Origin of the sequence: Methylobacterium litchii (assembly GCF_038442315.1) — a bacterium.
Classification (GTDB): Bacteria; Pseudomonadota; Alphaproteobacteria; order Rhizobiales; family Beijerinckiaceae; genus Methylobacterium; species Methylobacterium litchii.
On sequence record NZ_JBBXMY010000005.1, the window covers coordinates 131,278 to 155,762 of the forward strand.

At 72.2% G+C, this 24,485-nt stretch carries 20 protein-coding genes; 12 read left to right on the forward strand and 8 right to left on the reverse strand.

The window, feature by feature from the left end; genetic code table 11:
• Positions 1-135 precede the first annotated feature (135 nt).
• From thiE to AAHF99_RS11715, 3 genes are all read left to right on the forward strand, one after another.
• The gene (gene thiE, locus AAHF99_RS11705) at positions 136-837 is read left to right on the forward strand and encodes a thiamine phosphate synthase (RefSeq protein ID WP_342164488.1); all 702 of its coding nucleotides are present in this window, start codon (positions 136-138) and stop codon (positions 835-837) included.
• Positions 834-1,640, forward strand: a complete 807-nt coding sequence (gene thiD, locus AAHF99_RS11710; RefSeq protein WP_342164490.1) for a bifunctional hydroxymethylpyrimidine kinase/phosphomethylpyrimidine kinase — start codon at positions 834-836, stop codon at positions 1,638-1,640. The genes thiE and thiD overlap by 4 nt, the downstream gene beginning before the upstream one ends.
• Positions 1,641-1,741: 101 nt before the next feature.
• The gene (locus AAHF99_RS11715; RefSeq protein WP_243952886.1) at positions 1,742-2,383 is read left to right on the forward strand and encodes a helix-turn-helix domain-containing protein; all 642 of its coding nucleotides are present in this window, start codon (positions 1,742-1,744) and stop codon (positions 2,381-2,383) included.
• Between the two features lie 133 nt (positions 2,384-2,516).
• Here AAHF99_RS11715 and AAHF99_RS11720 read toward each other — a convergent pair whose 3' ends face one another.
• The 5 genes from AAHF99_RS11720 to AAHF99_RS11740 all read right to left on the reverse strand — a co-directional run bounded on the left by AAHF99_RS11720 (position 2,517) and on the right by AAHF99_RS11740 (position 7,580).
• Positions 2,517-3,098, reverse strand: a complete 582-nt coding sequence (locus AAHF99_RS11720; RefSeq protein ID WP_342164493.1) for an ABC-type transport auxiliary lipoprotein family protein — start codon at positions 3,096-3,098, stop codon at positions 2,517-2,519.
• A gap of 123 nt (positions 3,099-3,221) precedes the next feature.
• Positions 3,222-4,304, reverse strand: a complete 1,083-nt coding sequence (locus AAHF99_RS11725) for an MlaD family protein (protein WP_342164494.1) — start codon at positions 4,302-4,304, stop codon at positions 3,222-3,224.
• 4 nt (positions 4,305-4,308) lie between these two features.
• The gene (locus AAHF99_RS11730) at positions 4,309-5,103 is read right to left on the reverse strand and encodes an ABC transporter ATP-binding protein (protein ID WP_243952991.1); all 795 of its coding nucleotides are present in this window, start codon (positions 5,101-5,103) and stop codon (positions 4,309-4,311) included.
• Positions 5,104-5,137: 34 nt separating this feature from the next.
• Positions 5,138-6,277, reverse strand: coding sequence for an ABC transporter permease (locus tag AAHF99_RS11735; protein WP_342164702.1), 1,140 nt, complete (start codon positions 6,275-6,277; stop codon positions 5,138-5,140).
• Between the two features lie 145 nt (positions 6,278-6,422).
• Positions 6,423-7,580 (reverse strand): MFS transporter, encoded by a 1,158-nt coding sequence (locus AAHF99_RS11740; protein WP_342164495.1) that lies wholly within the window; start codon positions 7,578-7,580, stop codon positions 6,423-6,425.
• 132 nt (positions 7,581-7,712) lie between these two features.
• On the opposite strand from AAHF99_RS11740, the gene AAHF99_RS11745 reads away from it, so the two are divergent.
• Positions 7,713-8,672, forward strand: coding sequence for a hypothetical protein (locus tag AAHF99_RS11745; protein ID WP_342164497.1), 960 nt, complete (start codon positions 7,713-7,715; stop codon positions 8,670-8,672).
• A 53-nt stretch (positions 8,673-8,725) separates the two neighbouring features.
• A complete protein-coding gene (locus AAHF99_RS11750; RefSeq protein WP_243952891.1) occupies positions 8,726-9,139 on the forward strand; it encodes a DUF1489 family protein in 414 nt (137 codons plus the stop codon).
• 38 nt (positions 9,140-9,177) lie between these two features.
• Here the strand turns inward: AAHF99_RS11750 and AAHF99_RS11755 are convergent, their stop codons facing one another.
• Entirely contained in the window at positions 9,178-16,176 is a 6,999-nt protein-coding gene (locus AAHF99_RS11755; RefSeq protein ID WP_342164498.1) for an apolipoprotein A-IV repeat region-like domain-containing protein, read from the reverse strand.
• A gap of 245 nt (positions 16,177-16,421) precedes the next feature.
• Between AAHF99_RS11755 and AAHF99_RS11760 the strand changes: the two genes are divergently transcribed.
• The gene (locus AAHF99_RS11760; protein ID WP_342164499.1) at positions 16,422-16,742 is read left to right on the forward strand and encodes an Hpt domain-containing protein; all 321 of its coding nucleotides are present in this window, start codon (positions 16,422-16,424) and stop codon (positions 16,740-16,742) included.
• A gap of 138 nt (positions 16,743-16,880) precedes the next feature.
• Positions 16,881-17,201 carry a 2Fe-2S iron-sulfur cluster-binding protein gene (locus AAHF99_RS11765; protein ID WP_243952894.1) on the forward strand — a complete coding sequence of 107 codons (321 nt, stop codon included), beginning with the start codon at positions 16,881-16,883 and terminating at the stop codon, positions 17,199-17,201.
• 9 nt (positions 17,202-17,210) lie between these two features.
• Here the strand turns inward: AAHF99_RS11765 and AAHF99_RS11770 are convergent, their stop codons facing one another.
• Positions 17,211-18,386, reverse strand: coding sequence for a vWA domain-containing protein (locus AAHF99_RS11770; protein ID WP_342164500.1), 1,176 nt, complete (start codon positions 18,384-18,386; stop codon positions 17,211-17,213).
• A gap of 348 nt (positions 18,387-18,734) precedes the next feature.
• Here AAHF99_RS11770 and AAHF99_RS11775 point away from each other — a divergent pair, with 348 nt between their 5' ends.
• Positions 18,735-19,148 carry a hypothetical protein gene (locus AAHF99_RS11775; RefSeq protein ID WP_342164502.1) on the forward strand — a complete coding sequence of 138 codons (414 nt, stop codon included), beginning with the start codon at positions 18,735-18,737 and terminating at the stop codon, positions 19,146-19,148.
• A gap of 10 nt (positions 19,149-19,158) precedes the next feature.
• On the opposite strand, the gene AAHF99_RS11780 is transcribed toward AAHF99_RS11775, so the two are convergent.
• Complete coding sequence (locus AAHF99_RS11780; protein WP_342164503.1) at positions 19,159-21,006, reverse strand: cation:proton antiporter domain-containing protein; 1,848 nt, start codon at positions 21,004-21,006, stop codon at positions 19,159-19,161.
• A gap of 266 nt (positions 21,007-21,272) precedes the next feature.
• Between AAHF99_RS11780 and AAHF99_RS11785 the strand changes: the two genes are divergently transcribed.
• From AAHF99_RS11785 to AAHF99_RS11800, 4 genes are all read left to right on the forward strand, one after another.
• Positions 21,273-22,544 (forward strand): ATPase, encoded by a 1,272-nt coding sequence (locus AAHF99_RS11785; protein ID WP_342164504.1) that lies wholly within the window; start codon positions 21,273-21,275, stop codon positions 22,542-22,544.
• Positions 22,541-23,185, forward strand: a complete 645-nt coding sequence (locus AAHF99_RS11790; RefSeq protein ID WP_342164505.1) for a hypothetical protein — start codon at positions 22,541-22,543, stop codon at positions 23,183-23,185. The genes AAHF99_RS11785 and AAHF99_RS11790 overlap by 4 nt, the downstream gene beginning before the upstream one ends.
• 61 nt (positions 23,186-23,246) lie before the next feature.
• Positions 23,247-24,098 (forward strand): AAA family ATPase, encoded by an 852-nt coding sequence (locus AAHF99_RS11795; protein WP_342164506.1) that lies wholly within the window; start codon positions 23,247-23,249, stop codon positions 24,096-24,098.
• 52 nt (positions 24,099-24,150) lie between these two features.
• Positions 24,151-24,381 carry a ribbon-helix-helix domain-containing protein gene (locus AAHF99_RS11800; RefSeq protein ID WP_342164507.1) on the forward strand — a complete coding sequence of 77 codons (231 nt, stop codon included), beginning with the start codon at positions 24,151-24,153 and terminating at the stop codon, positions 24,379-24,381.
• The last annotated feature ends 104 nt before the right edge of the window (positions 24,382-24,485 follow it).

Sequence of the window (24,485 nt, forward strand, 5' to 3'; positions counted from 1 at the left end):
CGCAATCGACCTTTCCGATCCGTTGGCGAAGGCCGCTTGCCAAGCCGGCTTCCGGCACCCAAACACCATCGGGCCGCAGGGCACCCGCGTGGGGCGGGGGCCGGGCTGGCGGAGGCGGGGATGGAACCGGGCGGGATGACGGGCAGGGCACAGGCCGGGGCACGGGCGGTGGACCTGCGGCTCTACGGGCTCCTCGATACCGGCGTGAGCGGCTTCGACAGCGCGGCGCTCGGCCGCCTCGGCGCCGAGGCGGTGGCGGGCGGCTGCACCCTGCTGCAGTACCGCGAAAAGGACATCGCCGATGCCCGCGCGGCGGTGGAGCGCCTGCGGGCGATCCGCGCCGCGATCGGCGGGCGGGTGCCGCTCCTCGTGAACGACCGCGTCGACCTCGCCCTGGCGGCGGGGGCGGACGGGGTGCATCTCGGCCAATCGGACCTGCATCCGGCCGACGCGCGGCGGCTGCTGGGGCCGCAGGCGATCATCGGCCTCACCGTGAAGACGGCCGCCCACGCGGACGAGCTCTACCGGCTCCCGGTGGATTACGCCTGCATCGGCGGGGTCTTCGCCACGACGAGCAAGGACAACCCGGACCCGCCGGTCGGCCTCGACGGGCTGTCGCGCATCCTGTTCCGGGCGCGGCTCGCGCGGGGGCCGGGCCTGCCGGTCGGGGCCATCGCCGGCATCAACGCCGACAACGCGGCGCAGGTGATCGCGGCGGGGGCGGACGGGGTCGCCGTGATCTCGTCCCTGTTCGGGGTCGAGCCGGTGCGCCAGAATGCCCGCCACCTGCGCGGGCTGATCGACGCCGCCCTCGCCGAGCGCGGAGCGCACCGATGACGGCCATCGCAGTCACCCTGGCAGGCTCGGATTCCGGCGGCGGCGCCGGCATCCAGGCCGACCTCAAGACCTTCTCGGCGCTCGGCGTCTACGGCGCCAGCGTCGTCACCGCCCTGACGGCGCAGAACACCCGCGGCGTCCAGGCCATCCACGAGGTGCCGGCGGAGTTCGTCACCCGGCAGATCGAGAGCGTGTTCTCCGACCTGACCATCGGCGCGGTGAAGATCGGGATGCTGTCCCGGCCGGAGGTCATCCTCGCCGTCGCCGACGGGCTCGCGCGCCACGCGAGCGGGATTCCGGTGGTGCTCGATCCGGTGATGATCGCCACCAGCGGCGACCGGCTGATCGCCGACGAGGCGGTGGCCGTGCTGCGCGAGCGGCTGCTGCCGCAGGTCGATCTCGTGACGCCGAACCTCCCCGAGGCCGCCGTCCTCCTCGGCGACGACAGCGAGGAGGACGGCGCCGTCCTGGCGCAGCGGCTCGTCGCCCTGGGGGCGCGGGCGGTGCTGGTGAAGGGCGGGCACGGGACCGGGCCGGAAAGCGTGGATTTTCTCGCCACCACCGAGGGCTTCGAGCGGCGCCTCGCCGCGCCGCGCGTCGAGACCCGCAACACCCACGGCACCGGCTGCACCCTCTCGGCGGCCATCGCCGCGCTCCTCGCCCGGGGCCTGCCCCTGCCGGAGGCCGTCGCGGCCGCCAAGGACTATCTTACCGCCGCGATCCTGGCCGCCGACGAGCTCGCCATCGGCGGCGGACACGGGCCGGTCCACCACTTCCATGCCTGGTGGGGCGAACGCGGCTGATGTGCATCGCCCCCGCCGAAACCTTGCGCCCGTCATCCGTTTGCGTTTGAAGAAGCGTACGATCGTTCGATGAACGGAACGGCCGGGCGGATCGAAGGACCATGCGGGATCAGGTGGAACGGCAAGCAGACCGCCCGGAGAAGGCCGGCAGGACGCGCGATCTGCTGACCGGAGCACAGGTCCTGTCGGGGCAGCTCGGCAAGACGATCCAGCGCCTGCGCAAGGCCTACAACCTGTCCCTGTCGGACCTCGCCGAGCAATCCGGCGTCGCCAAGTCGATCATCAGCCAGATCGAGCGCAACGAGACCAACCCGACGCTCGCCACCATCTGGCGCCTGTCCCAGGCGCTGGACGTGTCCATCGAGCGCGTCCTGGCGGCGGGCGACGAGGAGCCCTTCATCGAGAAGACCTCCCGCGCCGACACGCCGATCCTCCTCTCCGAGGACGGCAAGGTGCGGCTCGCCATCGTCGGCTGGATCAAGACTGTCGAATGGCTGCAATGGTACGAGGTCAGCGCCGATCCCGGCGGCGTCCTCGATTCCGACCCGCACCAGCGCGGCTCGGTGGAATCGCTGTCGGTGACGGAAGGCGTGTTCGAGGTCGAGGTCGGCGGTGCTCTCCAACGGGCGCGGCCCGGCGAGACCCTGCGCTACCGCTGCGACCGGCCGCACCTCGTGCGCTGCGCCGAGGGACCTGGCCGGGCCACCATGGTAGTGATCATGAAGGCCGCCGTGATGGAGTGAGGGTTAACCCTCCTCCCACCCGCACCGTCATTGCGAGCGCAGCGAAGCAATCCAGGGGCGGCGGGCCGCTTCCGGACATTGCGCATCCCTGGGTTGCTTCGCTACGCTCGCAAAGACGTGGAGTGGCAGCGACTTACCGCCCGGTGTTCACCCAGCGCACGATGTCGGCCAGGACCATGACCAGCGCCTGATCGAGGGCGCGGGCGCCGGAGCCCGCATCGACCGATCCCACCGGCACGCGCGCCGTGAAGATCCGCGCCGCCGCGACGCGGCCCGTGCCGTCCGCCACCAGCTTGAGCGACAGGTCCACCACCGCCTCGCCCGTGGCGGTCTGGATGTCGAAGGCGCGGATCTCGCTGATCAACTGGTAATCGGCCGTGACCTTGTCGCCCGGACGGCTCACCGAGCGAAGGCGGCCGGCATTCTCCAGGCTCTGGATGATCCGCGTCTGGATAAGGCGCGGCAGGCGGTCGGCCCATTGGCCGCCGCCAAGGAAGGACAGGGAGCCGCCGCCCTGGCGCACGATGATCCGGTCCGCCTCGAAGGGCTGAATCCCCACGGGTTCCGACACCACGATCGCCCGCCCCGACGCCACGGGCCGACCGCCCGCCGGGAGGGCGGCGAGGTCGAAGGTGAGGGGCGCCGCGCCGCCGGCGCAGCCGCCGAGCAGGGCAGCCACCAGCAGGGTCGCGGTCGGAAGGACCGAACGGATCATGCACACAACCTAATCGAGCCGGCCGGCGAGAGCCGGCAGGTCACCAAAGCCATGCAACCGAAACTATGCCGTACGGGAAAGGCTGCAGTGCGGCTCAGCACAAACGTGGCCTTGAGGCCTAAGTCAACGACCACCGTTGTATTCGGGCAACGACGGCTTGCCGCCGAATATGACCTGCGACGGGTCCTTCTCCAGGCTGCGCACGGTGCGGTTGAGGGTGCCGAGGGTGCGCTGCCCGTCGCCGGACAGGGCCTCGACCTCCCGGCGGCTGCTCCCCGAGAGGCGGCCGAAGCTCGTGGAGATGCTGGCGGTGCGCTTGTCGAGGTTCTCCGACATGGTGCGGAAGGCACGGCCCGCGTCGCGGACGGAGATCGCCGCCTCGCGGATCTCTACGAAGGTGCTCGTCCCCTCCTTGCCGGAGGCCGAGCCGAGGAAGCCCTCCGCGCCCTTCAGCACGGCGTCGATCCGGTCGGCCGAGGCGTCGAGCTTGGCCGCCAGCGAGCGGGCGTCGTGGAGGCCCGCCTGGATGTCGGGGGCGGAATTGGCCAGCGCCGAGGAGAACTTGTCGGCGTTGTCGATCACCCGGACGACGCGGTTTCCGTCCACCGCCTTCACCAGGGACGACATGGCCGGCGCCGCGTCGGCGAGCGTCTTCGAGAAGGTCTCGACGTTGGCCAGCGTCCGGGAGATCGCGCCCTCGTTGCCCGCGACCAGCCGGTCGAGGTGCGAGAGCATGTCGTCCGCCCGCTGCGCCACCTGCCGAGCCAGCGCCATCATGTCCTGCATGTCGGAGGTCTGGGCGAAGATCGTCGCCGGCTCGCCGTTGGCGCCGGGCTTCAGGGGCGGCGCGTCGGCGTCGCCGCCGGTCAGCGCGATCACCGAGACGCCGGTCAGCATCGCCGAATCGAGCCGCGCGCGGGTGTCGGACTTGAGCGGCGTCGAGGGCTCGACCTTGACCATGGCGAGCACCCGGCGCGGGTCCTGCGGGGCGAGATGGATGTCCGTCACCTCGCCGACCTTGATGCCGTTGAAGGTCACGCTCGATCCGCGCGACAGGCCACCGACCGAGCCGGAGAAGACGATGCGCACCTGCTCGCTCACCTGCCGGGACGAGCCGCCCGCGATCCACAGGGTGAAGCCGAAGCCCGCCAGGATGACGGCGAGGGTGAAGGCCCCGATCAGGGCGTAGTTCGCGCGGGTTTCCATGAGGTCAGCCTCCGGTCGCTGCGACGAGGGGGTCCTGGTGCGGCGCGCGCACGGCCGAGGGCCCGCCCGCGACGGCGCGGGCGCGCTTGCCGTGGAAATATGAGCGCAACCAGGGATGGGGGTTTTCCAGCATCTCCTCCACCGTACCGGCGGCGATGATCTGGCCGTCGCCCAGCGCCGCGATGCGGTCGCAGGCGGTGTAGAGGCTGTCGAGGTCGTGCGTGACCATGAACACGGTCAGGCCCAGCGTCTCCTTGAGGGTGGAGACGAGGTCGTCGAACTCGCCCGCGCCGATCGGGTCGAGGCCCGAGGTCGGCTCGTCGAGGAACAGGATCTCCGGGTCCAGCGCCAGGGAGCGCGCCAGCGCGGCGCGCTTGATCATGCCGCCCGAGAGTTCGGAGGGGAGCTTGTCGGCGGCGTCGGGCTTCAGGCCGACCATCTCGATCTTGAGCCGGGCGAACTCGTCGAGGAGCCGGCCGGAGAGCTTCAGGTGCTCGCGCATCGGCACCTGGATGTTCTGCTTCACGGTGAGGGCGGAGAACAGGGCGCCCTGCTGGAACAGCACCCCCCAGCGGGTCTCCATCCGCCGCCGCTCGGCATAGGTGAGGCCGTCCACGTCCTGGCCGAACACCTCGATCGTGCCCGAGCGCTTCGGCACGAGGCCGAGGATCGTGCGGGTGAGCACGGATTTGCCCTGCCCGGACGGGCCGACGAAGCCCAGGATCTCCCCCCGGCGGATGTCGAGGTTGAGGCCCTTCAGGATGGTCTTGTCGCGGAAGCCGACCACGAGGTCGCGCACGCGGATGATGGGGCTGTCGCTCACCGGGCGGAACTCAAAAGTCGATGGCGGCGAAGAACACCGCGAACAGGCCATCGAGGACGATGACCATGAAGATGGACTTCACCACCGAGGCGGTGACGCGGCGCCCCAGGGACTCGGCCGAGCCCTCGACGGCGAAGCCCTCGATGGTGGCGATGAGCCCGATGGTCAGGGCCATGAACGGCGCCTTGATGAGGCCGACGATGACGTGGTGCACGCCCACCGCCGCCTGCAGCCGGGCGAGGAACTGGTCGAGGGTCAGCCCGCCGTAGAGCATCGCCGTCAGGCCGCCGCCGGCGAGCGCCGCGAGGTCGCCGAGCAGGGTCAGCATCGGCAGGCTGATCATCAGCGCCAGGACGCGGGGGACGATGAGGATTTCGGTGGCGTCGAGGCCCATGACGCGCAGGGCATCGACCTCCTCGCGCATCCGCATGGAGCCAATCTCGGCGGTGATGGCCGAGCCGGAACGGCCCGCCACCATGATCGCCGTGAGCAGCACTCCGAGTTCGCGCAGGATCAGCAGGCCGATCAGGTTGACGACGAAGGTCTGCGCTCCGAACCGTTGGAGCTGGAAGATGCCCTGCTGCGCGACGATGCCGCCGACGAGGAACGAGATCAGCACGATGATCGGCGCGCCGTTCAGCGCCATCTGCTGGACTTGGTTGACCAGGGCGGTACCCCGGAAGCTGCGCGGGCGCAGGGCGACGCGGGCGCAGGCCGCTACGACCTCGCCGAGGAAGGCGATGCCGGTGCCGAATTCCTTGCTCCCCCGCACGACCTGCCGGCCGGTCCCGTCGAGGAGCGACAGGGGGAAGCGCAGGCGCGGGGCAGGGGCCGGCGGCTCGCCCCTTATCACCACCTCGCCGAGGAGCGTCCGGTGCTCGGGCCGCGTGCCGAGATAGGCGAGGGCGCCGCCCGACGCCTCGACCTCCGCGCGGGTTCGTTCCAGCACCCAGGCGCCCAGGGTGTCGAGCCGTTCGATCTCCCCGAGGTCGACCACAAGGCGCGAGGACGCGCCCGCCGCGATCCGGGCGGCCGCGGCCTCCACGGCCGGCGCCTGGTCGGCGGTCCAGCGACCGCCGAGCCGCAACCGCCCGTCAGCCGCCTCCGTCAGCGATGCGGTGCCGGGCGCGAGCCCTTCGGTCAGCAACAGGGGGTACTCCTTCACCGGCGCGTGTCGCACGATCGTTGCCGCTCCCGCGCCGGGAGCGGATCGTAAGGCCAGGCTTGCCCCGCCCCGTCCGTGCGGGAGGACACGCCATCGCGAGACGCTATGCTGCGCCACGGTTATGACGAGATTACGGTTGACGCTTTCTCTCTTGTGCAGCGGCCAGCGCCAGAATGACGCCGCAGGCCGAGAGCGGCGCCATGGCGAGGAAGACCAGCGGCCCCGCCTCCCGGTAGATGAGTCCGCTCGCCAGCGTCGCCGTGACAGCGATTCCCGCGTTCACCGCCGAGAGGGTGCCCTGCGCCCGGCCCCGCGCGCCCTCCGGCGACAGGGACGAGACCGCCTCCATCGCCCCGAGCTGCGTCGCGCCGAAGGTGAGGCCGTGCAGGACCTGCAGCGGCACCAGCGTCTCCATCCGGTCCCCGACCAGATAGAGCCCCACCGCCCGCAGGATGCCTGCCGCCCCGCCGAGGACGAGGAGCGGCACCGGCCCGCGCCAGGAGGCGGGCAGGCGAGGGGCCGCCGCGAACAGGACGATCTCGGCCAGCACGCCCGTCGCCCACAGGGCGCCGACCTGCGTCGCGGAGAGGCCGTGCGCGGTCCAGTGGATGCTGCCGAAGCCGTAGATCGCCGCGTGCCCCGCCTGGATCGCGGCGGCGGCGCCGATGCACAGCCACAGCCGCCGGGGCAGGGGCGGGCCCTTGCCCCCGACCGCGCGGCGGGGCGCCTCGGCCGGTGTGCGGTCGAGGAGCGCGGTGAAGCCGGCGATCAGGGCGAGGCCGGTGAGCAGGATCGGCACGGCGAGCCGCCCGCCGAGCGCCGCGAGCAGGGCCCCGCCCGCGAGGTTGGCGAGGAGGAACGCGATCGAGCCCGCCATGCGGATCCGCGAATAGGCGAGGCGGGGATCCCGCCGGGCGGCGGCGAGCGTCAGGTAGTCGATGGAGGGTACGAGAGGCGCGGCGGCGACCGCGTTCAGCACGGTCAGCACCGCGAGCGCGGGCCAGCCGAACCCGGAGGCCGGGGCCATGGCGGCGTAGGTCGCCGCGACGCCGAAGCTGCCCGCCACGATCAGCCGCCGCGCCCCGAGCCCCCGGTCGATCAGCCCCATCAGCGGCGCCGTGGCGACGATCCGCGTGGCGATGGGCAGCGCCAGCAGCAGGCCGATCACCCCGGCATCGAGCCCGAGCGTGGCGAGCCAGACGGGGAGGAACGGCATGGCGATGCCGATCTCGGTGAAGACGACGGCGTAGAGCAGCGACAGGCGCAGCGCGCCGGAGGAAGCGGGCACGGGGGAAAGGGGCTGTGGGACGGAGGGTGTCGTAAGCGCCCGTTAAACCACTTCTGTCAATCTTGAGGGGTTCGGGACGCGCCGGGCGCGGGGTCTTCGCTCCGCCGGACGCCCCTGTCGGAAGCGCCGTTGATGTCCGGTCTGCCCAGCGCCCACGCGATCGATGCTGCGGAATACGCGGCGATCGAGGCGACGATCGGCGCCAGCGAGCGCGGCCAGCACTTCCTCGCCGAGCATGCCCGCCGGGCCCGCGCCGAGGAGATGGCGACGGTGCTGACCGCCATCGAGCGGCTGGAGCGCAGCGTCACCGCCGAGCGTCCCGTCGATGCGGTGGGCAGCCTGCGCGGCGGCCTCGCGGAGATGGCCGAGGCGATCAGCCGGACCAAGGCCGAGATCTCAGCGATCAGCGTACCGGACGGCGACCAGACCCGCCTCACCTCGGCCTCGCAGGCCCTCGACGCCATCGTGCGGGCCACCGAGCAGGCGACCTCCGACATCCTCGGCGCCGCCGAGGCGGTGCAGGAGGCGGCCTGGACCCTGCGCGAGCGCAACGTCGAGCCGGAGACCTGCGAAGCCCTCGACCGCCACGCGACCGCGATCTACACGGCCTGCTCCTTCCAGGACCTCACCGCGCAGCGCACCGCGCGGATCATCTACACCCTCCGCTACCTGGAGGACCGGATCGCCTCGATGATCGCGATCTGGGGCGGCGAGATCGCGCGGGTCCCGCCCGCTCCGGGCACCACCGAGGGCGCCCTGCCCATCGACGAGGATCTCTGCCAGATCGACGTGGACCGCTACATCGCCATGTCGGTGCCGGCCATGACGGCGGCGGCCATCGTCGCCCAGCCGGGCAGCCCGGCCCTGCACGAGGACATCGTGTTCGTCCCGGTCTCGACCCCGCCGGAACTCAAGGCGGAGCCCAAGCCGGAGCAAAAGTCCGAGCCCGTGCCGGAGCTCTCGCCGCCGCATTGGACGGAAGAGGAGCCCGCCGACGCCCTGTTCGAATTCTCCCTCGCCGAGCCGGAGGCGATGAGCCTCGACGGGCTCGATGCCGAGCCGACCGAGAAGCGCCTCGCCCTCTTCGCTTGAGGCCGCGCGAGCCGATATAGGGGGCGCCCGACCGCGTCAGCCCCCATCGTTCCTTGGCCCTGCACCTCATCAAGCTCAGCGTGGGCCCGGCCTCCATGGCCGATCTCGCCGCGCGACAGGCGAGCCAGCCGGCCCAGCCGGTCCACGTCACGCGCACCCTGCCCAAGCGGCACCGGGAGATCGCGGGCAAGGGCTCGATCTACTGGGTGATCCGGGGCAGCCTGTGCTGCCGCCAAGCGATCGTCGCCCTCGAGCCCCTGACCGGCGAGGACGGCATTCCCCGCTGCCGCATCGTGCTCGCGCCGCCCCTGGTGCCGGTGGTCCCCCGGCCCTGCCGCCCGTTCCAGGGCTGGCGCTACCTCGCGCCGGGCGACGCCCCGGCCGATCTCGGCGCGGGGCTCGGCGGCGACGTCGCCGAGATGCCGGAAAAGCTCCGCCGGGAACTCGCCGCCCTCGGCCTTCTCTAGGATCGCGCGCCCCGTGAAGGCGCGCGATCTCGTCTCGCTCAGGCTCCCTCGAAGCGCCCGCTGGCATGGGCCAGCATCGTGTAGACCTTGCCCGTCTCGGAGGTGAGGTAGGCGTCGGTCCGCTTGGCGTCGGGGTCGTTCTTCACCACGTCGCCGAGCAGGCGCTCGAACTCGCTCACGTAGCGGTCCACGCTGCGCCGGAACTCCTGATCCGAGCGGTAGCGCCGCTGGATCTCGGTGAAGGTCGTCTGCCCCTGCGCCGTGTAGATGCGCGGCGTGAACAGGTTCGGCTCGCCCCGGCGGTACCGCTCCCACAGGTCGACGGCGGTGCGGTGCTCGATCATCCGCGCGATGTCGGTGGAGATCGTGTCGAGGGCGATCCGGCCGGTCTCGGCGGCGGGCTTCCCATTGCGCGGGGCAGGGGAGGCGGCCGGCGCCGGGGTCGGAGCCGGTGCCGTCCGGGCCGGGGTGGCCGGAGCGGTCGCGGCCGGGTTCTCCTCGTCGTCATCCAGCGAGGCGCGGGTGAGGAGGTCGGAGAGCCAGCCCTTCTTGTTGGCGCCCGCCCCCGTGGCGGGGGCCGGGTTGACCGGACGCGGCGTGACCGGACGGGTCTCGCTGCGCACCGGGGCCGGGCGGGGCGCCGGGGCGGGCGCGGGCGCCTGCACCGGGGCGGGGCTCGGCGCCGAGGCCGTGGGAGCCGGCGCGGCCGGGGCCGGCAGCGGCGAGGCGGGCGCCGCGAGGGAGCGGCTTCCCCCCTCCGCGACGCGCCGCTGCGTCTGGGCGATGGGCTGCGCGACGTCCACCGTGCGGCCGGTCCGGGCGACCAGGGCCGACAGCTCGTTGAGGGCCTTGATCTGGTCGGACACGACCCGGCGCATCTCGCCGGCCGCGTCCTGGGTCTCGCGGGGCAGTTCGAGGACGCCGCGGGCGAGGTCGGCGCGGGTGGATTCGAGCTCGCTGCGGATGGACGAGGCCATCTCGCGCAGGTTCGTCACCGATTCCCCGAACCGGCTCTGCGCCTCCTCCAGGCCTTTCCGCATCTCGCGAGAGGCGGCGTCGAGGGCTTCGCGCACCCCGGCGGCGGCCTTCTCGGCCTCCGCCCCGGCATCGTCCTTCAGGCCGGCGAAGGCCCCCGTTACCTGCTCGCCCGCACTCTCGGCGGAGCGGGCGAGGGCGTCGGTGAGCGCGCGCGCCCGGTTCTCGGCCTCGCGCAGGACCTTGTCGATCTGGCCGGCGAAGGCCGAACCGCGCGATTCCAGGGTCTCGGCCCGGGCCTCGAACTCGGCCATGGCGGTGGCGAGCGCCCGCTCCCGCTCGGTGAGGGCGGAGGAGAGACGGGTCTCGACCGCGTCGAGGGAGGTCGCCGCCCCGTCGAGGTTGCGGGCGAGGTCGTTCGCCTCGCGCAGGGCCCCTTCCGAGGCCTCGCGCAGCGCCGCGACCTGGGTCGAGACGTCGGCCCCGGCCCGGTTGGTCTCGGCGGCGACCCGCTCCAGTTCGGTGCGGATCTGCGAGAGCCGGCCGGAGAGGTTGCGCTCGATGGCCCCGAGGTTCGAATCCGCCCCCGCCACGAGGCCGGTCAGGGCCGCGTTGGCGCTCTCGACGCGGACGATCACGCCGCCCAGCTCACGGGTGAGCCGGTCGTTGGTCTCCGCAAGGTCGGCGAGCGTCCGGGCCGCGCCCTCGTCCACCGCCGCGCGGAGGATGTCGGCCGAGGCGCGGGTCTGGATCGCGAGGCGTTCGGTGCTGGTGCGCAGGGTCTCGGCCAGCGGCAGGCCGGTCTCCTCCAGAACCCGCTCGATGGTCCCCGCCCGGTCGGACAGGGCGTCGGCGAGGTCGCGCATCGGACCGTCCACCGCCGCGCGGAACCGCGAGACGTGGCCTTCGAGTTCGGAGCCGACGCTGTCGCCGCTGGCGTTGAGGCTGTCGAGCAGGGCGCCGCCCCGCTCCTCGATGGCCCGAACCAGGGTCTCGGCGCTCTCGGCGAGGCGGCGGGCGAGGGCTTCGCCACGGGCGTCCACCAGGGAGCCGAGGGCGTTGGCCCGGCGCTCGAAGCCCATGCCCATCGCCTCGGCGCGCTGGTCGATGAGGGCGGCCAGGGCCGCCTCGCGGGCGGCGAGCGTCGCGGCCAGGGCCGCCGTGTGGGCCTCGACCTGTTCCGCATGGGCCTGCGCCCGGGCGTCCAGGGCGGCGCCCAGGCCGGCGGTGCGCTCGTCCATGAGGCCGGCGAAGGCGTCGTGGCGCTCGTCGAAGGCCGTGGCGAGGGCGTCGGCGCGCTGGCCGACCAGATGCGCGAAGCGCTGGATGCGGCTGTCGATCCGCTGGGTGAAGGCATCCGCGCGGGCATCGACCTCGCGGGTGAGGTCCTGCGTGCGGCCTTCCACGACCCCGTCGAGGTCGCGCAGACGGGTCTCGAACACCTCGGTGAGGGCGCCGACCCGGTCGTCGGCGGCCTCGATCAGGCCGCGGCTGCGGCTGTCGAGGAGCCCGTCGATGGCCGTGCGGGCCTCGTCGAAGGTGGTGCGCAGGGCCGCGAGGCGGGCGTCGAACAGGTCGGCCATGCCGGCGGGCGCCGTGTTGAGGACGCTGCGGATCTCGTCGGTCTGTGTGGCGATCGCCTGGGCGATGTCGCCGCCACGGGTCTCCACGAGGTCGCGCAGGCCGTCCTGGGCCTCCTCGAACAGGGCGCGCAGGCGCTGGGTGCGGCTGTCGAGGGTCGCGGCGAGCTGGCGCTCGCGGGTCTCGACCAGGGCCGCCACGGCGGCGGGGGCCTCCTCGAGCAGGCTGCGCAGGGTCTGCAGGCGCTCGTCCACGGAGGCGGCGAAGCGGCCGCTGCCGCCTTCGACCGCCGCGTCGAGGGTGGCCTGGGCCTCCTCGAACAGGCTGCGAAGGCCCTCGGCGCGGGCGTCCAGGGTCTCGGCGAGGCGGTTGCCCCGGCCCTCGACCAGATCCTCCAGGCGGCCGAGGCGGGCGTCGAACAGGTTGCCCAGGGCCTCGGTGCGGCTCTCCAGCGCCCCGGCTGCTCCCGTCAGCGCGCCTTCCAGCGCCGTGACGAGTTCACGGCCACGGCCGTCCAGGGCCTCGCTGAGGGGGCCCGTGCGCCCGTCCAGGGTCTCGACCAGGGTGCGGGCATGCCCGTCCAGCATGGTGCGGATCTGGTTGGTGCGGTCGTCGAGCAGGCCGTGCACGGTGCGCACGCCCTCGTCGAGCAGGCCGCTGATGTCGCCCGTGCGGCTCGCCAGCGTGTGGCCGAGGCGACCCTCGCCCTCTTCGAGCATCCGCTCGGCGTCGGCGATGGTCTGCTGCAGCTTGGCGAGGACGCCCTCGCCCCGGTTGTCGATGAGTTCGGCGAGCGAGGTGCTGCCGGTGTCGAACAGGCGGGCGAGTTCGGTGATGCGGTTGCCGATGACGCCGAACACCGCCCGGCCCTTCTCGTCCAGCTCCTTGGACATCGCCTCGGTGCGCTCGTCGATGAGGCGCCCGAGCAGGTCGGAGCGTTCGGCGAAGGCGGCGCGCACCGCGTCGGTGCGGGCCGACAGGGCGGTGTCGGCGGCGGTGGCGCGCTCGTCCACGAGGGCCGCGATCTCCTCCGCGCGGGCGGCGAGGGAGGTGTCGAGGGCGCGGGTGCGCTCCTCGACGGCGCCGGTCAGGGCGGCGATGCGCTCGGCCATGGCCGCGTCGAGGCCGCCGGTGCGGGTCTCGATCGCCTCCACGAGGTCGCGGGTGCGCTGGGTCAGTTCCGCGTCGACGGCGCGGGTGCGCGCCTCGATCAGGCGGATCGCCTCGAAGGCCTGCGAGCCGAAGCTCTCATCCACGAGGCGGGCGCGCTCTTCCAGCGTCGCGCCGATCTCCTCCAGGCGGCGCAGGACGGTGCCGTCGAACCGCTCGGCGCCGGTATCCAGGGCGCGGGCGATCTCGCCGGTGCGGCGCTCGACCTCGGCCCCGAAACCGACGGAGCGGGCCTCGAAGTCGCGGGCGGCGGCGGCGAGGTGGGAATCCACGGATTCCACGAGGCCGCGACCGCCTTCCTCGACGATCCGGGCCATCTCGCCCGTGCGGGCCGACAGGGCCTCGTCCAGGGCGGCGGTGCGGGCGCCGAGGGACTCGTCCAGGGTCGAGGCGCGGCTGGCGAAGGTCTCGTCCAGGGCGGCGGCGCGGGTGGCCAGCGCCTCGGTGAGGGCGGCGGTGCGCGCGGCCAGGGTCTCGGTGAGGGCGGCGGCGCTGCTGCCGATCTTCCCGTCGAGCTGGCCGACCAGGGTGGCCATGGCCTCGGCCACCTCGGCGGTGCGCTTGGCGACCTCGGCCGTGTGCCGGGCGGAGCGCTCCTCCAGGGAGCCGAGATGAGTCTCGATCAGGCTGCCGGCCTCGCGGGCCTGGCCCGCGATGGTCTCGGCCACGGCCTGGCCCCGGTCGGAGAGGAGGCGCGTGACCTCGTCCAGCTGGTGGCCCACGGTCTCGCCGAGGGCGGCGGTGTCGCGGCCGATCCGGTCGGCGAGGATGTCGCCCCGGGCGATGGTCTCCTGCAGGGCGGCGAGGCGGCTGCCCAGCACCTCCTCGATGACCTTGACCCGTCCGTCGGCGGTCTCGGCGAAGGTGTCGCCGCTGCGGCCGAGGCTGTCGGCGATGCGCGCGCCCTGGCTGGCTACGGCGAGCACGATGTCGCGGCCGGTGCCGGCGATGCGGGCGTGAGTCTCCTCCGCGTGGGTGGAGAGCAGATCGGCCACGTCACGGCCATGGGCGCCGAAGGTGGACTCGATCTCGCCGAGGCGGTTCGACAGGTCGGACGCGACCTGCGCGGCAGCGCGCTCCAGGGCGCCGGTCGTGGCGCTGGTGCGGGCGGCGAGTTCCCGGTCGAGTCCTTCGAGGGCGACCCGCAATTCCGTGACGGCGGCACCGCCCCGCGCGCCCAGTTCCTCGGTCGCCCGCTCGGCGGCCTCGCGGAAGCGGGTGAGCAGGATGGCGGATTCCGCCTCGATGGCCCCCGTCACCTCGGCCGAGGCGGTGCGCAGCAGGCCCAGGCTCTCGGTGAGGCGCGTCGCGGCCTCGGCGACGCGGGTCTGCGCGGCCTCGCCCGCGTTGGCGGCGGCCGCGCGGATGATCTCCGCCGCCTCGCTGGCGCGGCCGTCGATCTCGCCCGACAGGTGCTCGACGCTGGTGCGCAGGCTGCGCACGGCATCCCCCGCGCCGGTCTCGAAGCCCCGGCCGAGGGTCGTGAAGGCCGCCTCCAGGCCCTCGGCGGCTTCCCGCGCCCGCCCGGCGACGAGGCCGCTGGCCCGCTCGGCCGCCGCGTCGAGGCGGTTTTCCAGGCCCGCCCCCTCGACGGCGATGGTCTCGTGCAGGCGGGTGACGATGCCCTCCATGCGCTCGGCGAGTTCGCCGCCGCGTCCGCTGACGGCATCGCCGATCCGGTCGGCGGCCGCGACGATGTCGTCGCGCACCGCGTCGGCGCGGGCGGCCAGCGTCGCCGCCGCGCCGTCCGCCGCCTGGGCGAGGGTGTCCTGCGCCGTCCGGCCGCTCTGGGCGATGGCGCCGACGATGTCGCGGCCCGCCGTCTCGATCTCGGTGCGCAGGGCCGTGCCCCGGCCCGACAGGTCCTGCGTGAAGGCCGCGCCGACCTCGGAGAAGCGGCCGGTAATCTCGGCGCCCGTGGCGGCGAAGCGCTCGGTGAGTTCGGTGCCCCGGTTCAGGAAGGCGCTCTCCAGGCTCGACGCGGAGCGCTCGAAGCTCTCCCGCACCGCCTCGCCTTGCCGCGCGATGGCCGCGCCGACGCCGGCCCCGGTCTCGGCCAGGGATTCCGCGACCTGGCCCGCGCTCTCGGCGAGCCGCCCGGTGAGGGCCTGACCCGTCGCCTCGAACGAGCCGGTGAGGGCGGATGTGCGCTCCTCGAAGGTGCGGACGAGGTCGGCGCCGACGCCTTCCAGGCTCTCGCGCACGCCGAAGCCGGTCTGCGACAGGCGCTCGATCAGCGTGTCGCCGCGCTCGCTCATCAGGCCGGTGACGCGCTCGCCCACCTCGCCCAGCGAGGCGGTGATGGCGAGGCCCCGCTGGTCGAGGGCGCCGGTCACGCGCTCGCCGGCCCCGTCGAGGGCCGAGACGATCCGCTGGGCCGCCCCGTCGAGTTCCTGGGTGAGGTTGGTGTGCGAGCCGGCGATGGCGCCGCGCACCCGCTCGGCATTGGTGACGATGGCCTCGCGCTGCGCGACCAGCTCATCGACCAGGGAGCGGATGCGGATCTCGTTGTCGGAATAGGCGCGCTCCAGGGTGGCGATCTCGCCGCGCACCAGGGTTTCCAGTTCGCCCGCCCGGGCCAGGGCGCGCTCGACGCCGTCGCCCACCGCCGCGACCTCGCGGCGGACGGTCTGCGACATGGTCAGCACGGCGTCCGTCGAGAAGCCCTCCGGCTCCGCGAGGCGCACCGCGACCTCGCCCACGGCGCGGGCGACGAGGCGCATCTCCTGGGCGCGCATGGCGAGCATCGCCGCGACGACGAACAGGATCACCGGTCCGAGCAGCGCCGAGACGGCGCCCATGGCCTGGAGCGGCGGCAGGCCGGCGACGAAGCCGGCGAGGTCGCCGCCCGATTGCGACCAGACGATGCCGCCGAGCGCCCCGACCCAGGCGAGGCCGGCGAGCGAGGCGACGATGTAGGGCTTGCGCGAGGGACGCACCCGCAGGGTCTGCTGCAGGATGCCGATGTTGCGCCGGTCGTCGTTGGCCACCAGGGAACGGTCGGGCGGCAGCAGGCCGCCTTCCCGGCGGGGCCGGTCGAGATCGGGGGAGGGCAGGTCCGAGGCGAGGGGCGGATCCTGCGTCAGGGGCATCGGGCCGCCCGGCGGGCGCTCGATGTCGAGGCGGGGCGGGGGCAGGCGGCCGGAGGCGTCGCGCCCGCCCTCGAGCAGCGGTTCGGTGTCGCCGACATCCGGGAGCCGGGGCTCCGAACGGGCGCCGCCGTCGCGCATCAGGGCGTCCAGGCTCAGTGCCTGCTCGATGGCTGAGAGAGCGGCCTCGGCCGGGTCCTTCAGCTTCTTGTCCGTCGCCATGAAACGCCTCGCACGCACGGGTCCGGCACTTGCATGCCGAAGACGCAACTTCCCGTTTACCACCCGAGCCTAGTGTCCGGCACCCTGCTTCGATAGGAGCGCGGGAGACCGCCCCCAGGTAACATTAACCGAATGGTTACCGCGACCGGCCCGAGGGGCGACGCCATCGTGCCAGGGACGGAGCGGAATCGCGAGGCGATGGGTGGGGGCACCCGGCCGATACCATGTGGATTGCGGGGTCTCCGATGGCAGAAATCGACCGCGCGGCCCTGGATGCCCAGACCGGCGGGGATGCCGACCTCGCCCGCGAGGTGCTGGCCCTGTTCGCGGGCGAGTGCCGCCGCCTGCTTCCGGCGCTGACCGACCCGACCCGTCCGGCGATCCAGCGGGCCGATATCGCGCACACCCTGCGGGGCGCGGCGGCCGGGCTCGGCGCGGCCCGCGTGCAGCGCCTCGCCGGGGAGGCGGAGCAGGCGCTCCGCGCGGGGACGGCCGGGGCCGAGGAGAGCGTGGCCGTCCTGGCAGCGGCGATCCGGGACGCCGTGGCCGAGATCGAGGGAGCCTGAGGCTTCGAAAGGTCGCCCCTCGGCGTCGCCGTCCGGGGCCTCGATCCGCTTGCTTTCCGGTCGGCGAGCCGCCAAGCAGACACCGCCGTCCGCCGAGCCGCCCCCACGCGGCCCGGCGCGCACGAGGAGCCTGTGAGCATGCCCAAGATCACCTACGTCGATCACGCCGGGACGGAACGCACCGTCGAGGGCAGCGTCGGCGCCACCGTGATGGAGACGGCTCTGCGCAACAACGTGCCCGGCATCGACGCGGAATGCGGCGGCGCCTGCGCCTGCGCCACCTGCCACGTCTATGTCGACGATGCCTGGATCGCCGTCGTGGGCAAGGCCCAGGACATGGAGCAGGACATGCTCGATTTCGCCACCGACGTGCGCGAGAATTCCCGGCTGTCCTGCCAGATCAAGATCACGCCGGACCTCGACGGCCTGAAGGTCGCGACCCCCGCCCAGCAGGGCTGAGGCCGCCCCTCAGCGCACCAGGGCGCGGGCGGCGGCATCGAGCCCGTCGAGGGTCATCGGGAACATCCGCCCCGCCATCAGGCGCTGCACCATCCCGATGGATGGCGTGTAGGCCCAGTGCGTCTCCGGCACGGGGTTGAGCCACGCCGCCTTGTGGAAATGGTCGAGGAGCCGCCCGAGCCACACGGCACCGGCCTCCTCGTTCCAATGCTCCACCGAGCCCCCCGGCGCGGCGATCTCGTAGGGGCTCATGGAGGCGTCGCCCACGAAGACGACGCGGTAGTCGCTGCCGTAGGTGCGGATCACGTCGGTGAGCGGCGTGCGCCCGTCGTGGCGCCGCGCGTTCTCCGTCCAGACGCCCTCGTAGACGCAATTGTGGAAGTAGAAGTGGACGAGGTGCTTGAACTCCGACCGGGCGGCGGAGAACAGCGCCTGCGCCTGCTCCACGTGCCAGTCCATCGAGCCGCCGACATCGAGGAAGAGCAGCACCTTCACCGCGTTGCGCCGCTCGGGCCGCATCCGCACGTCGATATAGCCCTGGCGGGCGCTCTCCCGGATCGTGCCGTCGAGGTCGAGCTCGTCCGCTGCGCCGGTGCGGGCGAAGCGGCGCAGGCGCCGCAGGGCGAGGCGCATGGTGCGGGCGCCGATCTCGGCATCGTCGTCGAAATCGCGGAATTCGCGGCGGTCCCAGACCTTCACCGCCCGGAAGTTGCGGTTGCCGTCCTGCCCGATGCGGATCCCCTCCGGATTGTAGCCGTAGGCGCCGAACGGGGAGGTGCCCCCGGTGCCGATCCATTTCGAGCCGCCCTGGTGGCGGCCCTTCTGCTCGGCGAGGCGCTGCTTCAAGGTTTCGAACAGCTTGTCCCAGCCCAGCGCCTTGAGCTGCGCCTTCTCCTCGTCGGTGAGGTACTTCTCCGCGAGCTTGCGCAGCCATTCCTCGGGGATCGGCACCGCCTCCACCGCCTCGCCGACGGTCTCCAGCCCCTTGAACACGGTGCCGAACACCCGGTCGAACCGGTCGAGATGGGCCTCGTCCTTCACGAGCGCGGTGCGCGACAGGAAATAGAATTCCTCGACGCTCTTGTCCGGCAGGTCGCGTTCGAGCGCGCCCAGCAGGACGAGGTACTCCTTGAGGGTGACGGGCACCTTCGCGTCGCGCAGGGCCGTGAAGAACTGGAGCAGCATGGAGCGACAACGCGCGAGCCCCGCGCCGGGGTCAAGTGCGCCCGGCGATCCCGCGGTGCCGCACGATGCGCCGCGCCGCAATCGCCGAATCGGAGCGAATCGCGCCAGAGACTTGACGGCTTGGCGTTAAGTGGAATGCGGCGCTGCGGAAGACTTCGGCGGGGGCTTCGCGGCGCTGGACTCGGCTCATAAGGCCTGAATCTGGGTATAAGTCCCGAATCCTGTTGATATCCTGCCTCGCGAGACTCGCGCAGTCACTTAAACCGTCACGGGAATCACCCCAACTCATCCCGAACGGTGGCGCGTCCGCGATCCTGCGGGCGAGAGCCGGTGTTGAGGAGACCTGCCGTGGCGGTCATCCTGCGTAGTTTACCCGAGTTCAAGCGGTTTCTCGCGAAGCCGGGCGCGACGATTCAAGTGGTGCGCAACACCTTCATGGACCGGCAGCCCGAGGCGACGCGGGCGGCCTACCGGGACCGGGGGATGTACGCGCCACGGGCGGTGCAAGCGCTGTCGAAGAAGGCGGCGGTGTTCAGCCTGCGCGGCTATCCGGGCACCGTCTGGCTCTACTGGGACAAGGGCGCGCGCGGCTGGCGCTTCCAGGGCGACACCGTCACCGTGCCCCTGGTGACGGGGCTCGGCGCCCCGGACGAAATCACCTACCGCTGCAGCTTCGCGGAGGGCTACGAGCCGGTCGCCCGGGCGCGGGCGCCCCGCAGGGGCGCCGCTCCCCGCGAGGAGGCGGCCCCTCCGCCGCCCTGACCGGGGCGCCTCAGGCGCTCCCGACCCTCGCCTGCGGTTGAGCCGGCGCGGGGACCTTCTCCGGCTCGGATCGCGGGGCCTTCCCCACGGTCCGCCGGGCGCGGAAGACCGGCTTCGCGTCGTTCTCGCGCTTCTTGAGCAACGTGCGGTACTCGTCCCGCCGCTCGTGGATCGAGGCGATCACGAGGCCCATCGGCACCCCGACATCCACCAGCACGGCCTCCGACAATTGCAGCGAGGCCTCGATCGTCTCCGGCACGGCGTCGTCCACGCCGAGTTCGTAGAGCGCGGTCGCGTGCCGCGCGTCGCGGGCGCGGGCGACGATGGTGAGGTCCGGCCGCTCGCTGCGCGCCGCCATCACCGCCTCCTCGACGGAGCGCGGCGTGTCGAGGGTCACGACCAGGGCGCGGGCCGTGTCGATTCCACTGCGGCGCAGGATCTCGACATTGCCGGAATCCCCGAAATAGACGGGCGCTCCCGTCCGGCGCTGCTCGGCGACGCGGGCCGCGTCGGAATCGAGGGCGAGATAGGGGATGCGGTGGCGGGCCAGCATCTCGCCCACCTGCCGCCCGACCCGGCCGTAGCCCGCAATGATGACCCGGTTCTCGACCTTCTCCGGCAGGGGCTCGGCCGTGACCGTCCCCCGGGCGGTGGTGGCCGCGTGCCGGCCGATCCGGCGGCCGAGGGAGGCCAGCGCCGGGATGAGGATCATCGTCACCGTGGTGACGATGAGCGCGGCGGCCCCGACCTCCTCCGGCACGAGCCCGGTCACCATGGCGCCGCCGATGAGCACGAAGGCGAACTCGCCCCCCGGCCCCAGGAGGAGCGCGGTCTCCAGGGCCACCGCCCGCGACAGGCCGAGCACCGGCCCGGCCATCACCACGACGCCCGCCTTGATGAGGACGAGGGCCAGCGACAGGCCGAGGATCGCGCCGGGCGAGGCCATGAGTTGCGCCGGATCGAGGTTCATCCCCACCGAGACGAAGAACACCCCGAGCAGGAGGCCCTTGAACGGGTCGATCGTCGCCTCGATCGCCCGGCGATACTCGGTCTCGGCCAGGAGCAGCCCGGCGACGAAGGCGCCGAGCGTCATCGAGAGGCCGCTCGCCGCCGCCGTCAGCGCCGTGCCGACGATCACGAGGAGGCAAGCCGCCATGAAGAGTTCGGTGGAGCGGGTGCGCGCCACGAGCTGGAACAGCGGGCGCAGGGCGAGGCGCCCCGCCACCACGATCAGCACCAGCGCCACCGCCGCCTGCCCGAGGGCCAGCGCCAGGGCGAGGCCCTTGTCGCCCCCCGTGTCCTGGCCGAGCACGGCGATGGCGAACAGGGCCGGGGCCACCGCGAGATCCTGGAACAGCAGCACGGCGAAGCTCGCGCGCCCGGTCGGCGTGTTGAGCCGCCGCTGCTCGGCGAGCACCGGCAGCACCACCGCCGTCGAGGAGAGGGCGAGGCCGATCCCGACGATCACCGCGCCGGTCAACGGCACGTCGAGCCCGTAGAGGATGACGCCGAGGATCAGGGTCGAGCAGCCGACCTGCAGGGAGCCGAGGCCGAAGACGAGGCGCCGCAGTGTCCGCAGCCGCTCCCACGACAGCTCGATGCCGATCATGAACATCAGGAAGATCACGCCGAACTCGGCGAGGTGCGAGATCTCCGTGCGGTTGCCGATGGTGAAGAGGTGGACGGTCGGCCATTGGTTGGCCAGGCGCCCCAGTCCGAACGGGCCGAGCAGGGCCCCCGCCCCGATGAAGCCGAGCACCGGGGAGATTCGCAGCCGGTGGAAGAGCGGGACCACGATCCCCGCCGTCACGAGGAACAGGATCGCTTCCTTGTAGGAGCCGGCATGGACATCTGGCATCGGCGGCGGCTCTAACCTCGCGCTATCTTGGAATCGGGTGAGCCGCGATCATGAGGGCACGGACTCGATACGGCAACCGTCATACTGGTTGAATCGTACCCGGGCCGGGGACCGATGCGCTATCGCCTGAGACATTTGCGCCCGCTCGCCCGAGGTTCCGGTGGAGAGCCGCGCGGAGGCGTAAAATGGGCACAATGCCGGGATACGGAAACATTTAAGAGAGCCTTACGCTCGACCCGGACCGAGCCCTGACAGTGACGAGGCCGATGAATTCGCTGAAGTCGATCTTCTCACGGGCCGGGCGGTCCCCGAACGGGCCGCCGAGCCGCGAGGTCGCCCGCGAGCGCCGGGAGTGGCGGCTCGAATCCGACCGGTGGACCCACCAGCGGCACGTCGAGAAGGGCTACCGCATCAAGTGGGGCTACGTCGCCATCGCCTATCTGGTGGAGTTCATGGTGATCGGCGCCTCGCTCGCCGGCGCATGGCTCTTCGCGGGGGTCTACAGCGACGGGGACTGGCACGCCTTCTACTTCATGCTGCTGGCGCCGCTGGTCTACGCGGCGGTGGAGCTGTGCCGGGTGCCGCTGGGCATCCTGGCGCGCACCCAGCGCTCGTATTTCATCCGGGGTCTTGCGATCCTCGGCATCATCTTCGCGGCGGGCGTCACCACGAAGTCGGTCTCGCAGCTCGGCGAGATGATGTTCCACCCCCGCCTGATGGAGGCGGCCCGCACCAAGACCGCCCTGAAGGACGCCCAGGCCGACCGCGCCACGATCGAGGACCGCATCAAGGCGGCCGACGACCGGGTGGCCTCGTACACCGCCGAACTCGACCAGATCGAGAAGCGCGCCGCCGACAACGCCCAGCAGCTCGCGGGCCTGCCGGCCCAGCGCTGCGAGCGGGTGTTCGGCACCAACTCGAAGGGCATGCGCTACCAGAACCTGAAATGCGTGACCGATCCGCGCGTCGCCGCCCTCTCGGCGGGCGTGACGAAGGCCAGCGCCGACCGCACCGCGCTGGTGAAGGACCTCGAGGTGGCCCGCAAGGACCGCGCCGCCCTCGACCGGGGCGCCGCCGACCGCAAGGTCGCCGACACCGAGCAGGCCTACCGGAACGCGGTGAACCGCTCGCAGCTGCACTCCTTCACGGCCATGGTCTACGGCGTCGATCCCATCGATGTGACCGAGCAGCAGGTCCACGCCTTCCTGCGCATCTTCGTGTTCCTGCCGGCGCTCTGTGCCGCCTTCGCCTCGACCATCCTCGCCCTCTGTGCGGTCTCGACCCGCCGGACCTTCATGGATGAGGACGACCTCGGCGCGGCGGTGAACCCGGAGGCGGCGCCGTACATGCTCGACGCCATCGCCGACGCCCTGCGCTCCAACCCCTCGGTGGTGCGGGCGCCCGCGTCCCAGGCGTCGGTCATCCCGATGAACCGTCCGGCGGCGCAGGCCCTGCCGGGCCAGACCCTTCCCGGCCAGGCCGCGGCGAACCAAGGCCTGCCCGGCCCGACCCTTCCTGCCGCTGGAGCCGGCGCATGAACTACGTCGCCTCCGGCACGCCTGAGAACATCGCCCTCGCGCAGCAGGTGAACACCCGGCTGCGCGCGGATGCGAGCTACGTCGCCGCCCGCGCCTTCCTGTTCCGGGCGCTGGGCCTCGGCGCCTTCCTGTGCCTGACGGGCGCGGGCGTCGGCGCGGCGGCCTATGGCTGGGCGACGATGAACCAGTTCGACACCGCCGCCGAGAAGATCGCCGCCGCGATGCAGGCCGCGTTGGCCGACGTGACCCTGAAGACCAAGGGCGAGGTGACGCTCACCGACAACACCCTGAAGCTGGAGGGCCTGCCCAAGCTCACCGGCGGCCCGCCGACGCCGACCAAGGCGCAACTCGGCGAGCAGGCGAGCCCAGCCTCGAAGGCGCAGGTGAACACCACCTTCACGGTGTTCAAGCAGGTACCCTATCTCGACGGCCAGATCGTCACCGGCTGGAACTTCAAGGACGGCGCCGAGCAGCCCTACCAGCAATATTGCTACTTCTCCCGCCGCTCCAACGAGAGCAAGGGACAGGTCGAGCTGAAGATCGACCTCGCCATGGACGGCAAGACCCTGCCGCAGCCGCAGAAGTCGGACGTGAATCTCGAGATCCTGTCGCGCAACTGCGTGTGGCACGAGAAGGGCTGAGCGCTTGCGGGGGCGGCGGGCGCCGCGTAACTCCGGAACGAGGCCAGCCTTCGAGACCGCGATGCGATTTTCCGGCACCGACACCTACGTCGCCACCCCCGACCTGACGGCGGCGGTGAACGCGGCCGTCACCCTGGAGCGTCCGCTCCTCGTGAAGGGCGAGCCCGGCACCGGCAAGACCGTGCTCGCCGAGGAGATCGCCAAGGGGCTGAACGCGCCGCTCATCGTGTGGAACGTGAAGTCCACGACGAAGGCGCAGCAGGGGCTGTACGAGTACGACGCGGTCTCGCGCCTGCGCGACTCGCAGCTCGGCGACCCGAAGGTCTCGGACATCGCCAACTACATCCGCCGGGGCAAGCTGTGGGAGGCCTTCACCGCCCCCGAGCGGCCGGTCCTGCTGATCGACGAGGTCGACAAGGCCGACATCGAGTTCCCGAACGATCTCCTCACCGAACTCGACCGGATGGAGTTCCACGTCTACGAGACCGGTGAGACGGTGAAGGCCGTCCGCCGGCCGGTGGTGATCATCACCTCGAACAACGAGAAGGAGCTGCCGGACGCGTTCCTGCGCCGCTGCTTCTTCCACTACATCCGCTTCCCCGACGCGGACACGCTGCGCGCCATCGTCGAGGTGCATTACCCGGGCATCAAGCACCGCCTCGTGGAGGAGGCGCTGCGGGTGTTCCTGGAGACCCGCGAGGTGCCGGGCCTCAAGAAAAAGCCCTCGACCTCGGAACTGCTCGACTGGCTGAAGCTCCTCGTCTCCGAGGACATCGCCCCCGAGACCCTGCGCGAGCAGGACGGCCGCAAGCTCATCCCGCCGCTGCACGGGGCGCTGTTGAAGAACGAGCAGGACGTCAGCCTGTTCGAGAAGCTCGCCTTCATGACCCGGCGCGAGGGGCGGAAGGGTTAGTTCGTCCTGTTACGGCGGCCGGAGGAGGTTCGAAGTGGCGGTTCGCGGACGGATGACGGTGGTATTTCCCGAGCCGATGGCCGCACGCCTGCGCGATGCAGTCGAGGCGGGTGAATACGCGTCCACGAGCGAGGCGGTTCGCGACGCGGTACGCCTGTGGTCGCAGCATCGGGACAGTCAGGCGCTGGAACGGCTGCAGCAGGGCTGGGACGCCGGCAAGGCCAGCGGGCGCCATGGGACGCTCGACTTCGACCAGCTCCGCCGCGAGGGGCGCTGCGGCTAAGACATATCCCCAAGGATTTGGTCGTCATTGCGAGCGGAGCGAAGCAATCCAGCAGCGCCACGCTCGCCAGCCTCGCGCTGCCCTGGATCGCTTCGCTCCGCTCG